Consider the following 13,541-nt stretch of genomic DNA (forward strand, 5'->3'; position numbering starts at 1 on the left):
CGGTCTCAGGGCGTTATCAATAGCGCGCAAGATATTGGCTTGGCGTGATGCCGGTGACCTTGCGAAACATCAGGGAAAAGGCGCTGGGTGTGTCGTATCCGACATCCCCTGCCACTTTGGTAATAGGCATTCCTGCGGTTAAAAGAGGAATCGCCGCCAGTAAACGCATTTGTTGACGCCAATCTCGGAAAGACAAGCCAAACTCTGCCTGGAAAAGTCTGGTAAGTGTCCGACTGGACGCTCCCACAATGTGTGCCCAATCTTGAAGGCTCCTGTCGTCAGCTGGAGTTTTATGCACGCTATCAAAGATTCGTTTGAGTCTCGGGTCTCGAGGACGTGACACTGATAATGGCCGACGTTCCTTCCAGTCTATTTCTAGCAAGATGAGCTGAATTATCCGCTCGTCGCGTCCTCCCAATTCGTACTCTAGCGGCATCTCAATTGCACGGCTGATTAGTTCTCGTAGTAGTGCAGAGACTCGAATGATTGTCGGCTGCTTCGGGGACCCTAAGGCACAACGTGTCGTGTCGATATAAAGGGTCTGGAGCGAGACATTCCCTCGCATGCGTGTTTCATGAGTCGTTTCCGCCGGAATCCAGAGCGCTTGCTGAGACGGAACAACCCAGAGTGTGTCGTGCGTCTGAACTTCCATGACACCAGCAGAGGCATACAGAAACTGTGCACGTGGATGACTATGTGCAGAGCTTATATATCCGTCAGGATATTCTTTGCCCATCGCACCAATAAAGCGGGGAATGTCTTGGTAGTCAGTGTGGTATGAGCTCTTTTGTCTCATAAACTCCCTCGATTCATGTAACCACACCGATTGTTTTGTTGGTACGCAGCTATCGGTATTTTGATGAGCGTGCGTGCTTCTTAAAGCATGGAATAGTGAGCAGCGAACCGCCTGAGTTGCTGAGTGTGCCTTAAAGGTACTCAGCAGGGAAGGTGGCCGCTATTTTCTCACTCTGTCGATAGAACTCAGATCAAGCGCACCCAGTGATCCACTAGCAGCGCCCCAAACAGAACCGCCAGATAAATAATGGAAAAGCGAAACAGCTTACGGGACAGTTCATCGCTGTAGTGGCGGTGTAGTTGATGGGCGTATTGAATGAAACGGGCGCCCAGCAAAAGGGCGGTAGCCAGGTACAGAGGGCCGCTCATGCGGATGATAAAGGGCAGCAGGCTGGAGGCCATCAGGATGTAGCTGTAGAGCAGCACATGCAGCGTCGTAAATGTTTTGCCATGGGTGACGGGCAGCATGGGCAGGCCGGCGCGCTGGTAGTCGTGTTGACGGTAGAGCGCCAAGGCCCAGAAGTGCGGGGGCGTCCAGATAAAGATAATCAGCACCAGCAGCCAGGCTTCTGCTGGTACAGCGTTGGCGATGGCGGCCCAGCCCAAAGCAGGCGGCATGGCACCGGACAAACCACCGATCACGATGTTTTGTGGGGTCAGGGGTTTGAGGATCACGGTATAGATCACCGCGTAACCAATGAAGGTGGCCAGGGTCAGCCACATGGTCAGCGGATTGACCCAGTAGTACAGCACCAGCATGCCTATGCCGCCCAGCAAACCGGACATGGCCAGCACTTGGGGTGGGGTAATGGTGCCGCGTGCCGTACCGCGTCGGGCGGTGCGCAGCATGCGGGCATCAATCTGGCTTTCGATCAGGCAATTGATGGCAAAGGCGGCAGCCGCCAGCATCCATATGCCTAGCGTGCCTGCGACCACCGTACCCGGATCGGGCAGGCCGGGAGCAGCCAGAAACATGCCGATTACGGCACAGAAAACAGCCAGTTGGGTGACTCGTGGTTTAGTCAGTACCAGATACTGGCGCAGGAGCGAGGCGGGAGCCAGGGTAGCGGTGTTTGTCATACTGTATTCCTTGGGGGACAGTCGACTTGCGGGAAAGCCGTACCAACAGGGTGACGCAGCATAAAACGAGACCGGCAGCTCCCCCATTATGCAGGACGGCAATCAAAAGAGGCCACTGGAAAAAGATCGTGGTTAACCCCGTGATGAGCTGGGCCAACAGCAACAAAAGGACTAATGTTGCCGGGCGACGCAGTACGGGATCGGCGCGCAGTTTCCACGCGACTGAACCCAAAATCAGAAACACCAGAAAGGCCATATTTCTATGAACCCAGTGAATGGCGGTCAGTGCAGCCTGGGAAATCATCTCGCCAGAAGGCAGCTCGCCCAGCGCGCGAAACAGCGAAAACCCGCCATGCAAATCCATCTCGGGTATCCATTGGCCGTGGCATTGCGGAAAGTCCATGCAGGCCAGCGCCGCATAGTTGGTGCTGACCCATCCACCCAGGCCGATCTGAATCGTTAGCAGAATAAAGGCGCCAATCAGCCAAGGTCGCCAGCGGCGGGTGACAGGAGAGACCGGCGGGCCAGGGTTCTCGCGTACGGCCAGCCAGGTCATCAAGGCCAGTACGCTCATGCCGCCCAGCAAGTGGGTGGTGACGATAATAGGCATCAATTTGTGGGTGACGGTCCAGGCACCAAAGGCTCCTTGCACGCAGACGGCCAGCAAGGTGAACAGGGCCAGCCGAGCCGAATGGCCCAAGGTGTGACGATGCCGCCAGGCCATCCAGACGATGGCAATAATCAACATGCCCAAGGCCGCGCCCACATAGCGGTGAATCATTTCAATCCAGGCCTTGCCCCAACTGACTGGGCCATAAGGCATGGCTTGATAGGCTTGCTCGATATGTGCGCTCGCGCCTAGCGGCGAGAGTTTGCCATAGCAACCGGGCCAGTCCGGGCAGCCCAGGCCCGAATCTGTCAGACGGACAAAAGCGCCGAACATGATCAGGTCCAAGGTCAGGAACCAGGTCAGGTAGACCAGTTTGCGGTAGCGTTGGCGGATATCGGCCATAAACTTATCCGATGCGTGAGTTGTTCAGCAGTTTGCGTATGTCGGTGCGAACTTTGATAGGGTCGGCATCACCGGGGAAAACCATCATTAAATTGCCATTGGGGTCGATGATCCACATGCCATTTTTGACAGCTTGTTCGGCAGCACGGCTGTCGGTTCCAGGGGCTAGAAACTCGGCCAACTGGCCCGGATCGGCGCGCAGCATATGAGTGCCTAGATAGGCTTCCAGAATTTGTTCCGAAGGCTGGCCTTGGTCCGTCACAAACCAGACGCGGGCGAGTCGGTCTACATTCTTACCCTGGCTGGCATGGGAGTTGCGCAGGATAAACAGCTTGCGTACGCAGCTTTCGGGGCAGGCGCTCTCGTCGGCACTGACCAGTACCCAGCGGCCCCGCAGGGACTGCAGATCAAAGGCCTCGCCTTGCAGGGTCTGCAAGGGTAGGGTGGCAGGTGTCGGTACGCTACGTTGTGGCTCAATCAACTGACCATAGGCATTGCTTTGCTCAGGCCGCAGCCCCAACGAAGGCATGTAGTAGGCCGCCAGCGCAAACAGTACCGGTGCCAGACTGACTGCCAGCAGCAGATACAACGGAGTCAGGGAACGCGGGCGGGCAGGGGTTTGAGTCGTGTCCACGTCAGGTTTTCCTTGTAGGGGCAAAGTTGGGTCTGGAGCGTCGTAGCCATTTCCACGCTACACCGATCCAGGCACACAGGGCAATCAGGGCAAAACCGAACCATTGCAGGGCATAGCCCCGGTTCTTTTCAAAGTCGATATTCGGGTCGGGCCAGTTGGTTTGCAACTGCGAGGCGGGGGCGGTCTGGGCCAGCACACGGGGCAGTACAGGCAGATCAATGCGGCTGCGCAGATCTTCCAGGGCCAGGTTCTGCACCACAGGGGGCGTACCAGAAGGGCTGGGCAAGTGCTCGGGCAAGGGACTGCTGCCTAGCTCAAACAGACGCGGCACGCGTTCCAGTAATTCACCGGAGATGGTCTCGGAGCCGGACGGTGCGTCCGGTACGCTAGGCGCCTGTCCCGGTACGCGAGCCAGCCAACCTCGGAGTACGAGCAGGCTGGAGCCTGCCAGATCACCTTCGTCCAGCACAAAAGGAGTCGCAATCCAGTAGCCCGGCTTACCTTTGAAATTGCGATTATCCAGGAGTACAGTTAACTCACTGCGCCAGGAGCCGTGCACGGCGACAGACTGCCACAAGGCACCTTTATCCAGGCTGGCCTGGGAATCAATATGAAGGGGAGCTTGTTGGCGGCCTTGTTCAATTTGTTGTGCCAGGCTTTGACGTTCCTGTGCGCGGCTCAGTTGCCAACGCCCCAGGCTAATGAACAGCAGCATCAGCAAACCCAGACAAACCAGGGCAAGCAGGGGTCGAGTCGAAGAAGAACGAGAATTGTTGCTGGACATCCATTCAACCTGAAGCGGGGGAGACGTAATGCGTGTGCTAGTTCTGATCGTGTTTCTGGGGATTATTGTGTCGCTGGGTTCGGCCCTGGTGTATTTGATGCGGGACCGGGGTAACTCCAATCGCATGGCCTATGCCTTGACCTGGCGAGTGGGCTTGTCCGTGGCCCTGTTCCTGTTTGTGTTGCTGGCCCATTATCTGGGTTGGATTGAAAGCACCGGCGTGCCCTTGGCCTGAGGTAAAAACCCAGGCCCGAAGAAATGGGCCTGCGGCATGAATGACTAGAACCAGTAGACGTACAGATACAAGCCCAACCACACCACATCCACAAAGTGCCAATACCAGGCGGCACCTTCAAAACCAAAGTGGTGCTCGGCGGTAAAGTGACCGCGCATCAACCGTATCAGCATCACCGTTAGCATGGTGGCACCGATAATCACGTGAAAGCCGTGAAAACCCGTCAGCATATAGAACAAGGCCCCATAGGCGCCGGAGGTGAACTTCAGGTTCAGTTCGGCGTAGGCGTGCAGGTACTCGTAGGCCTGGCAGGCCACAAAGGCAAAGCCCAGTGCGACCGTCATGAACAGCCAGAAGATTGCGCTGCTACGCTTGCTGGCGCGCAGTGCATGGTGAGCAATGGTCAGGGTAACGCCCGAGGTCAGCAGCAAAGCCGTGTTGATCGTTGGCAGCCATAGCGGGCCAACTGTCTGGAACGGAGCGATCGTGCCCGCTGGCCCCTGATTGGGCCATGTCCCGGTAAAGTCCGGCCAGAGCAGGGCGCGGTGATCCAGATCGCTTAACAGCGGTGTGGAAATTTCGCGGGTATACCAGAGCGCCCCGAAAAAGGCGGCAAAAAACATGACTTCGGAAAAGATGAACCAGGACATGCTCCAGCGATAGGAGATGTCTACGCGTGTGCTGTTCAGGCCCGTTTCGGATTCACGCACGGCGTCGCTGAACCAGAAGAACAGGACCAGCAGGAAGCTGAGAATCCCGACCAGGAATACCCAGAAACCGCCCGGCCAGTTATTGATCCAGGTTGCCGCACCCAGCAGCGTCAGACATAGGGAAAGGCTGGCGCGTACCGGGTGTCCCGACAAGCCGGGGACGTAGTAATACGGCGCCTTGGATGGGTGAGCCGTAGTCTCGACATGCATAGTGTTCTCCTTCGGGTCATGTGCCCTGGGGCACAGTATCCGGCCAGGGTTCAGCCGGCCTGACCAATGAACCAGCGGGCCACCATAATCAGGCCCACAACGAAAACAACCGTGGCGATCAAGGCGGCAATAATCAGATAGACCGGATTGATCTTGGCAATGTCCTGTTCATGGTCGCTGCCACGACGGACTCCAAAAAAACCCCAGGCAATGGCTTTCAATGTCTGGAAAAAACTGAGCTTGCGCCGTGTGAGGTCCCGAAAATCGTCATCCATATCACTGTCCTAGAAATTGACTGCCTTTTAGAAAGGTCCAGGCCATGATGGCAATGACGAACACGGCCAGGAGCAATCCCAGACGGCGGTTGCGACGGCGTTGTTCGGGGGTCATGGGCGTTCCTCCAGTGTTACTTGACGACAGGGGGGACTTCAAAGGTGTGATGCGGGGCAGGCGAGGGCACCGTCCATTCCAGACCTTCTGCGCCTTCCCAGGGCTTGGCACTGGCCACTTCCCCTTTACCGCGAGCGGCCTGGATCACGATGTAGATCAATAGCAGTTGCGACAGACCAAACCAGAAGGCGCCAATGGTGGCAATCTGGTGGAAATCCGTGAACTGACCGGCGTAGTCCACATAGCGGCGTGGCATGCCTGCCAGGCCCAGAAAGTGCATGGGGAAGAAGGTCACGTTGAACGAGATCATGGTGGACCAGAAGTGGATCTTGCCCAGACGTTCGTTGTACATGCGGCCTGTCCACTTGGGCAGCCAGTAGTAGGCACCGCCAAACAGGGCAAAGAGCGATCCGGCTACCAACACATAGTGGAAATGAGCCACCACGTAATAGGTGTCGTGAACCGCAATATCAATGGGGGCTACGGCCAGGATCAGGCCGGTAAAGCCGCCAATCGTGAACACGAAGATAAAGCCGATGGAAAACAGCATGGGCGTTTCAAAAGACAGCGAACCGCGCCACATGGTGGCCACCCAGTTAAAGATTTTCACCCCGGTCGGAATGGAAATCAGCATGGTGGCGTACATGAAATACAACTGCCCGGTTACTGGCATGCCGGTGGTGAACATGTGGTGCGCCCACACCAGGAAGGACAGAATTGCAATGGCGGCGGTTGCATACACCATGGAGGCATAGCCAAACAGGGCCTTGCGCGAGAAGGCCGGCACGATGGCCGACACAATCCCGAAGGCCGGCAAGATCATGATGTAGACCTCGGGGTGACCAAAGAACCAGAAAATGTGCTGGTACAGAACCGGATCGCCACCACCGGCTGCGTTAAAGAAGTGGGTGCCAAAGTGGCGGTCGGTCAGCAGCATGGTCACGGCAGCGGCCAGCACAGGCATGACCGCAATCAACAGGTACGCGGTAATCAGCCAGGTCCAGCAAAACAGCGGCATTTTCATCAGCGTCATGCCAGGGGCGCGCATGTTCAATACCGTCACCACAATATTGATGGCTCCCATGATGGAGGACGCGCCCAGAATGTGAACCGCAAAAATCGTGAAGTCCATGCCGGGGCCCATCTGCAAGGACAGCGGTGCATACATGGTCCAGCCACCGGCAGGTGCGCCGCCCGGCACAAAGAAAGATGCGGTAAACAGAATCGCGCCCACGGGCAGCAGCCAGAAGCTGAAGTTGTTCATGCGGGCAAAGGCCATGTCCGAGGCACCGATTTGCAACGGAATCATCCAGTTGGCAAAGCCCACAAATGCCGGCATGATCGCGCCGAAAATCATGATCAGGCCGTGCATGGTGGTGAACTGGTTAAACAGCTCGGGCCGGAAAAATTGCAAGCCCGGCTGGAACAGTTCAGTACGCAGCAGCAAGGCCAGCACGCCGCCCTCCAGCAACATCACAAAGGAGAAGATCAGGTACATGGTCCCGATGTCTTTGTGATTGGTGGCGAACAGCCAGCGACGCCAGCCGCTAGGGGTGGCATGGGCATGATGGTGATCATCATGTCCGCTCGGGTTCGCTACATGGTCGACGGTGACGCTACTCATGCTTGACTCCTTGCTGCACTCCCCCTGGCCGTAGTCAGGGATGGATTGATAGTGTGATAGGCGGTGCGCGCAGAATTAGCGCTGTTGCTGGACATCGGCGGGCATCACGACAGGATCAGGCCCTTTGCCCGCGTTGCCCCAGGCATTGCGTGTGTAGGTAATGACCGCTGCAATCTGAACGTCGTTAAGTTGATTGCGGAAGGCGGCCATCGCGGTGCCAGGGTGACCGTTTAACACCGTGTCAATCTGGCCTTTTTTGGGGGCAAGGACAAACTTCGTATCGCCATCCAGAGCGGGGAAGGTGCCGGGCATGCCTTTACCGTTGGCCTGGTGGCAAGCCACGCAGTTTTGCGCAAAGATCTGTTGGCCGCGCTCGATCAACTCGTCTTTTGTCCACTCTTTATTGGGATCGTCGGCCTGGGCAGTCATCAAGTCGTTCTGCTCTTTGGCCCACGTGTCGTAGTCGTCTTGCTCCATCACTTGCACCACAATGGGCATGTAGGCATGGTCCTTGCCGCACAGCTCGGCACATTGGCCGCGGTAGGTGCCGACCTTATCCGCACGGAACCAGGTATCGCGCAAAAAACCAGGGATGGCATCTTGCTTGACGCCAAACTCGGGCACCATCCAGGAGTGGATGACATCCTCGGCTGTGAGCATGACGCGCACTTTCTTGTTGACCGGCACGACCAGTGGCTTGTCCACTTCCATCAGATAGTTGGGGCCAATGGGTTCGCGACCTTCAATTTGGGCGCGGGGGGTGGACAGGTTGGACAGGTATTTCACGCCCGTGGCCGGGCCGTCCAGATACTCGTAGCCCCATTTCCACTGATAACCCGTGACCTTGACGGTCAGATCGGCGCTGCTGGTGTCCTTCATGGCCACCACCGTTTTGGTGGCAGGCAGCGCCATGCCGATCACGATCAGAAAGGGGATGATGGTCCAGGCTACTTCCACCCCCAGGTGCTCGTGAAAGCGCGCGGCAATCGCACCCTTGGACTTGCGATGCCGGATGATGGAATAGAACATCACACCGAACACGCCAATAAAGATGATGGTACAGATAATCAGCATCATCCAATGCAGCCAGGCAATGTCCTGGGCGATGGGGGTAACCCCGTTATGCAAATTGAGCTGATTGACACGGGGGCCACCTTCCATATTGGTGACCTGAGCCAAGCTAGGCCCTGCCGTCGAACAGGCGGTCAGAGCAAATAAACTTCTCCACATCTTCATTGTTGTCCCTCTTTTGGTGTTGCCATGCCAAACCGGGGTTCGGCTGCGTCAACGCTCCGAAAAATCCAACGCTGGAAGAAACTGCTGTGTTGCAGTGGCGGGCTTGTGGCAGCTAAGTGCTGGTCCGCTCGAAGTTTTTAATTGCTTATTTGTTCACGGAAATTATATAGAACTTGCTTTAGCCTTCAAGGGCAGGGTATGTCCCTAGACGACAAGGTTGGACTAAACGCTACAAAAGCCGTAACGGAGCAAGGCTTGAATTACAATCGCCGACTATGACTTTGTTCCAGAACCGATCACTTACTCAGGCCTTGCGTCAGCGCATGGCCAGCCTGACCAGTCAGCTGCAACAATTGCCCCCGCCGGGCAGCCGTCCTGTCACTGTTGATGGGCGCGTGGCCGGATGGATCACCCCCAAGGCCGCTCGTTGTATTGAGCCTTTGCCCGGGGTCTCGATTGAAGAAGATGTCTTGCGTCTGAGCGATTGCCCCAGCCAGGAACTGAGCTTGGCTCAGGTCCTGGATCAGGTCGCCTTGCGTTTGCAGGAAGGCGGTTGCATCCGGGCCTGGCGTGACGAGTTGTTGGACGTGGTCGGAGAAGGGCAATGTCTGTCCCGCATTGAACGTGGTGCAGTGCGGCCCTTGGGTTTTCTGACGCAAGCGGTGCATTTGAATGGTTGGTCCACAGACGGCCGAATCTGGGCCGCGCGTCGTTCCCCCACCAAATCGACAGACCCGAATATGTGGGACACGCTGGTCGGGGGATTGGCGGTCAGCGGTGAATCGTTGCAGACCTCCCTCATACGCGAAAGTTATGAAGAAGCAGGTTTGGCCGAGTCCGTGCTGGTCAATTGCACCCCTTTGCGCGTGTCCTTGCGCATGCATCGTCGCCTGCCGGAAGGCTATCAGGTGGAGAACGCCCTGGTTAGCGATTGCGTGCTGGCTGACGATGTGCGGCCCCGCAATATGGACGGCGAGGTTAGTGAGTTTCGCTTATTGACGCTGGATGAAGCCTGGCAAATGATAGAAGCAGATTTGTTCACCCTGGAAGCGCAAGTGGTGCTGATCGACAGCATCAAGCAGCATCTGGACAAGCTGGCCTGAACCTGGGCATTACCGGGCAGGCACCAACCTGATGGGAGCGACGCATGAACCCGAATCCTTTTGGTATACCTGATTTCAATGCCCTGGGCAGCGGCAACAATCCATTGCTGCGCAGCATGGATATGATGGCGCAGGCCTGGAAAAACATGGCCAGCGGGGGAGCGGGCGATGTCAGCTCGGGCATGATGCCCAGCTTGTCCCCTGATGATCTGGATCGCCGTATCCGTGACTTGCGTGCAGTGGAGAGCTGGTTGCAGTTGAACCTGTCCATGCTGAGCACCACCATCCAGGGGCTGGAGATTCAGCGCTCCACCCTGGCGGCGATCAAGACCATGGCGCAGCAAGGCACCCAGGCTGCCGGTGGGAAAAATCCTTTTGAAGCCTTTATGGCTTTCAATCCCATGGCGGCCGGTGCTGCAGCGGCCGAGAGTGCCGCTGGTGTCTCGAGCACCCAGCCTGGAGTCAGTCAGCCTGAAACCGCAGCGCAAACGGCCTTCCAGCAAGCATCGGCACAGCCACAACAAGCGTCGCCACAGCCCGACGCGGCTGCCAATCAGGACAGCTCCAAAGATAAACAGCCCGGCGCTCAGCAGGACGCAGGTGCAGGTAATCCCGCTGCGCAAGCGTGGTGGAACATGCTGCAACAGCAATTCGATGCCATGGCGACCGCTACAGCCGCATCGATGCAGCAGGTGGAAAACTATCGCCAGCAGGCGACCAAGGCCAAAGCGGCCGGGTCGGCCAAGCCCCCTAAACCGGCCGCCGCCGATGCCCAGACTTCTGCCAAGACCAGTGCTCCGGCAACAGCCAAACCGGTAAAAACGGCCGCAAAAGCAGCGACTAAAACGGCGGCCAAGGCGGCCACCAAAACGGCGGCTAAAAAAACCGCCACGCGCAGCACCAAAAGTAGTACCAAAAAAACGGATCGACCAACCTAGTAGGTAAATTTTTATGCTTAATATCGTGATTCTGGCAGCAGGCATGGGCAAGCGTATGCAGTCTGACCTGCCCAAAGTACTGCACCCTATCGCCGGCAAATCCATGCTGGCCCACGTGCTCGACAGCGCACGTGAATTGGAGCCGGAAAAAGTTGTGGTCGTGGTGGGGCATGGCGCCGAGCGCGTTCAGCAAACCTTCGCTCAGGCCGAGCTGGCCTTTGCCTTGCAGCAACCTCAACATGGCACGGGCCACGCTGTACAACAGGCTGTGCCTGCACTGGTCGGTGGCGACCAGCAAGATGACGCCACGCTGGTTCTGTATGGCGACGTCCCTCTGGTCCAGGCTGACACCTTGCGACGCTTGTTGGCCGCGCGTGGCCAAGGCGTGGCTGTATTGACTGAAACGCTGGCAGACTCCACCGGCTATGGCCGCATCATTCGCGGTGCTGACGGTTCCGTGCAACGCATTGTTGAGCACAAAGATGCCAACGACGCCGAGCGTGCCGTGAAAGAGGTCAATACCGGCATTTTGGTGGCGCCCACGGCCCGCCTGAAAGACTGGTTGACCCGTATTACCAATGACAATGCACAAGGCGAGTATTACCTGACCGACATCATCGCCTTGGCGGTTGCCGATGGCGTGTCGGTGCAAGCTGCTCAACCCGCTGCTGGCTGGGAAACCCTGGGTGTGAATAGCCGCATTCAACAGGCTGAGCTGGAGCGTTTGTGGCAAGCCGAGCAGGCCCGTCGCTTGCTGGAAAAAGGCGTGACACTGGCTGACCCAGCCCGCTTTGATCTGCGCGGCACACTGGAATGTGGCCGCGATGTGTTTATTGATGTGGGCTGCGTGTTTGAAGGCAAGGTCGTGCTGCAAGACGGCGTGCGTGTTGGCCCGCATAGCGTGCTGCGTGACGTGACCATCGGTGCTGGTACACAGATCGAAGCCTTCAGCCATCTGCAACAAGCCCAGGTTGGCGAACAAGCCCGTATCGGCCCTTACGCCCGCCTGCGTCCAGGTGCTGTGCTGGCCAATCACACCCACGTAGGCAACTTCGTGGAAATCAAGAACACCCAACTGGGCGAAGGCTCCAAAGCCAATCATCTGGCCTATATCGGTGATGCCGATGTGGGGCAGCGTGTGAACATTGGCGCGGGCACCATCACCTGCAATTACGACGGCGTGAACAAGTTCCGCACCGTGATTGGTGACGATGCGTTCATCGGCTCCGATACGCAGTTGGTAGCCCCGGTGACCGTAGGCCGTGGCGCAACGATTGGTGCGGGTACGACCCTGGTGCGCAATGCACCGGATGATCAGTTGACCCTGTCGCGTTCGGAACAGCGCAGCGTGTCCGGCTGGAAGCGCCCGGTTCGTAAATCTTGATGTGTGTTAGCCCCTCTTTGGTATGGCCCCCTTTGCGCTGCAAGGGGAGTCGTGCTGCCTGCTTGGGTGGCGCAGCAAGCCCGGATGGGCGGATTTTGGGTGGTCGCCATGCGCATTCTGCAGCTTAATTTCGAGCGCGGCTGGCGCGGTGGTGAGCGGCAGACCTTGTTGAGTCTGCTGCATATGCAGCAGGCTGGCCATCAGGTCAGCTTGCTGGCCAGAGGCGATGAGGAACTGGCCAAGCGTGCCAAAGAGCAGGGCTTGAGCGTGGTGGAATGTGCCTCTGTGGGTGCCGCACTGCGCTACTTGCTGGTACATGGCCGTGGCTTTGATATCGTCCACTCTCAAACCGCGTCCTGCATGAGCTGGTTGGCTCTGCTGCATTTCTGGCTGCCCAAGCGGGTCGTCTTTACACGTCGCACGGCTTTTCCGGTTGATCGTAAACGTATCGAGCAGCGTAGTGGGCGGCAAGCAAACATTCCCTTAAGTTCCAAAGAGCGCCGCACGCGCTGGAAATGGCGCAAGGCGGATCGCCTGGTGGCCATCAGTCAGGCAGCGGCAGCCGAGCCGCGTCGCCTGGGTTTTTCTGTAGACGTGATTCCCAGCGCCATTGACTATGTGGAGCAGGACGACGCCTATGTGAACCACTTGCGGCAGCGTTGGAATCCGCAAGGCTTGCACGTTCTGGGGACGATGGCAGCATTGACGGCAGAGAAAGATCCCTTGACCCTGATTCGTGCCGTTCATGCCCTGTATCAGCGTCGTCAGGACTTTGTGTTTTTGCATTTTGGTGCGCCTGGTTCCGAGTCCTTAGCGGCACAGGAACTGATTGTGCAATTGGGCCTGGAGTCCTGCTACAAGCTGGCGGGTTTTGAAGCTCGCCCTGAACAAGCGTATCGCCTGATGGATGGCTTTGTCTTGAGTTCCCGGCATGAGGCCCTGGGTTCCAGTGTCCTGGATGCGTTCGTGTATGACGTTCCCGTGACGGCGACGATGGCGGGGGGCTTGAGCGAGCTGCTGGACAATGGGCGCGGTACCTTATGCGCGGTAGGGGATGCGCAAGCCATCGCCCAGGCTTTGGACGACACTTTGAGCAATCCGACGGCCGCGCGGCAACAGGCCGCACTGGCGCATCGCTGGGTGCAGCAGGAGCATGATCCCGCTGTCATGGTGCAGCGGTACTTGCGGCTGTATCAGCAATTGGTGCAACAACGCGCACGAGCCTGAACGCGGCTGTTTTAATCTGCTTCTGCGCGTTCTACTCTTTGCTCTTGTGCTGACCTTCACGTGTGTTTTAATTCCTGCCACAGCCACAGCCACAGCCACAGCCATAGCCACAGCCACAGCCACAGCCACAGCCACAGCCACAGCCATGTTCTTTGCCGATAGCGTTTCGGCGTAAAAAC

General features: G+C 57.5%; 15 protein-coding genes. 5 read left to right on the plus strand and 10 right to left on the minus strand.

The genetic code is table 11. The annotated features are described in order from the left end of the window. Positions 1 to 16: 16 nt before the first annotated feature. From AB7E06_RS07830 to AB7E06_RS07850, 5 genes are all read right to left on the minus strand, one after another. Positions 17 to 796: an AraC family transcriptional regulator gene (locus AB7E06_RS07830; protein WP_094198066.1), complete on the minus strand. Its 780-nt coding sequence runs from the start codon at positions 794 to 796 to the stop codon at positions 17 to 19. A gap of 185 nt (positions 797 to 981) precedes the next feature. After that, positions 982 to 1,875: a heme o synthase gene (cyoE, locus tag AB7E06_RS07835; RefSeq protein WP_094198065.1), complete on the minus strand. Its 894-nt coding sequence runs from the start codon at positions 1,873 to 1,875 to the stop codon at positions 982 to 984. Further along, positions 1,814 to 2,887, minus strand: a complete 1,074-nt coding sequence (locus AB7E06_RS07840) for a COX15/CtaA family protein (RefSeq protein ID WP_094198064.1) — start codon at positions 2,885 to 2,887, stop codon at positions 1,814 to 1,816. Before AB7E06_RS07840 ends, cyoE begins: the two co-directional genes overlap by 62 nt. A gap of 4 nt (positions 2,888 to 2,891) precedes the next feature. Beyond that, the gene (locus tag AB7E06_RS07845) at positions 2,892 to 3,521 is read right to left on the minus strand and encodes an SCO family protein (protein WP_094198063.1); all 630 of its coding nucleotides are present in this window, start codon (positions 3,519 to 3,521) and stop codon (positions 2,892 to 2,894) included. Between the two features lies 1 nt (position 3,522). Further along, complete coding sequence (locus AB7E06_RS07850) at positions 3,523 to 4,305, minus strand: SURF1 family protein (protein ID WP_108728370.1); 783 nt, start codon at positions 4,303 to 4,305, stop codon at positions 3,523 to 3,525. A gap of 28 nt (positions 4,306 to 4,333) precedes the next feature. Between AB7E06_RS07850 and AB7E06_RS07855 the strand changes: the two genes are divergently transcribed. After that, positions 4,334 to 4,540, plus strand: coding sequence for a twin transmembrane helix small protein (locus tag AB7E06_RS07855; RefSeq protein ID WP_042485541.1), 207 nt, complete (start codon positions 4,334 to 4,336; stop codon positions 4,538 to 4,540). A gap of 44 nt (positions 4,541 to 4,584) precedes the next feature. Here the strand turns inward: AB7E06_RS07855 and AB7E06_RS07860 are convergent, their stop codons facing one another. The 5 genes from AB7E06_RS07860 to coxB form a co-directional block, all read right to left on the minus strand. Next, entirely contained in the window at positions 4,585 to 5,460 is an 876-nt protein-coding gene (locus tag AB7E06_RS07860; protein ID WP_094198061.1) for a cytochrome c oxidase subunit 3, read from the minus strand. Positions 5,461 to 5,510: 50 nt separating this feature from the next. After that, positions 5,511 to 5,735: a DUF2970 domain-containing protein gene (locus AB7E06_RS07865; RefSeq protein WP_094198060.1), complete on the minus strand. Its 225-nt coding sequence runs from the start codon at positions 5,733 to 5,735 to the stop codon at positions 5,511 to 5,513. A 1-nt stretch (position 5,736) separates the two neighbouring features. Beyond that, on the minus strand, positions 5,737 to 5,850 hold the full coding sequence (locus tag AB7E06_RS07870) for a cytochrome oxidase small assembly protein (RefSeq protein WP_219003578.1): 114 nt from the start codon (positions 5,848 to 5,850) through the stop codon (positions 5,737 to 5,739). A gap of 16 nt (positions 5,851 to 5,866) precedes the next feature. Then, on the minus strand, positions 5,867 to 7,474 hold the full coding sequence (gene ctaD / locus AB7E06_RS07875) for a cytochrome c oxidase subunit I (protein WP_094198059.1): 1,608 nt from the start codon (positions 7,472 to 7,474) through the stop codon (positions 5,867 to 5,869). Positions 7,475 to 7,549: 75 nt separating this feature from the next. After that, positions 7,550 to 8,710, minus strand: a complete 1,161-nt coding sequence (gene coxB, locus AB7E06_RS07880; protein WP_094198058.1) for a cytochrome c oxidase subunit II — start codon at positions 8,708 to 8,710, stop codon at positions 7,550 to 7,552. A gap of 275 nt (positions 8,711 to 8,985) precedes the next feature. Between coxB and AB7E06_RS07885 the strand changes: the two genes are divergently transcribed. The 4 genes from AB7E06_RS07885 to AB7E06_RS07900 are packed head-to-tail and all read left to right on the plus strand — an operon-like array spanning position 8,986 to position 13,362. Further along, positions 8,986 to 9,813 carry an NUDIX hydrolase gene (locus AB7E06_RS07885; RefSeq protein ID WP_094198057.1) on the plus strand — a complete coding sequence of 276 codons (828 nt, stop codon included), beginning with the start codon at positions 8,986 to 8,988 and terminating at the stop codon, positions 9,811 to 9,813. A gap of 44 nt (positions 9,814 to 9,857) precedes the next feature. Continuing rightward, the gene (locus AB7E06_RS07890; protein ID WP_230019411.1) at positions 9,858 to 10,751 is read left to right on the plus strand and encodes a PhaM family polyhydroxyalkanoate granule multifunctional regulatory protein; all 894 of its coding nucleotides are present in this window, start codon (positions 9,858 to 9,860) and stop codon (positions 10,749 to 10,751) included. A 13-nt stretch (positions 10,752 to 10,764) separates the two neighbouring features. After that, positions 10,765 to 12,135, plus strand: a complete 1,371-nt coding sequence (glmU, locus tag AB7E06_RS07895; RefSeq protein WP_321268496.1) for a bifunctional UDP-N-acetylglucosamine diphosphorylase/glucosamine-1-phosphate N-acetyltransferase GlmU — start codon at positions 10,765 to 10,767, stop codon at positions 12,133 to 12,135. A 51-nt stretch (positions 12,136 to 12,186) separates the two neighbouring features. Beyond that, positions 12,187 to 13,362 (plus strand): glycosyltransferase family 4 protein, encoded by a 1,176-nt coding sequence (locus AB7E06_RS07900; protein WP_427956137.1) that lies wholly within the window; start codon positions 12,187 to 12,189, stop codon positions 13,360 to 13,362. Positions 13,363 to 13,541: the final 179 nt, after the last annotated feature.

The sequence above is a fragment of the Alcaligenes sp. genome (assembly GCF_050255915.1).
Taxonomy (GTDB): domain Bacteria; phylum Pseudomonadota; class Gammaproteobacteria; order Burkholderiales; family Burkholderiaceae_B; genus Alcaligenes; species Alcaligenes aquatilis.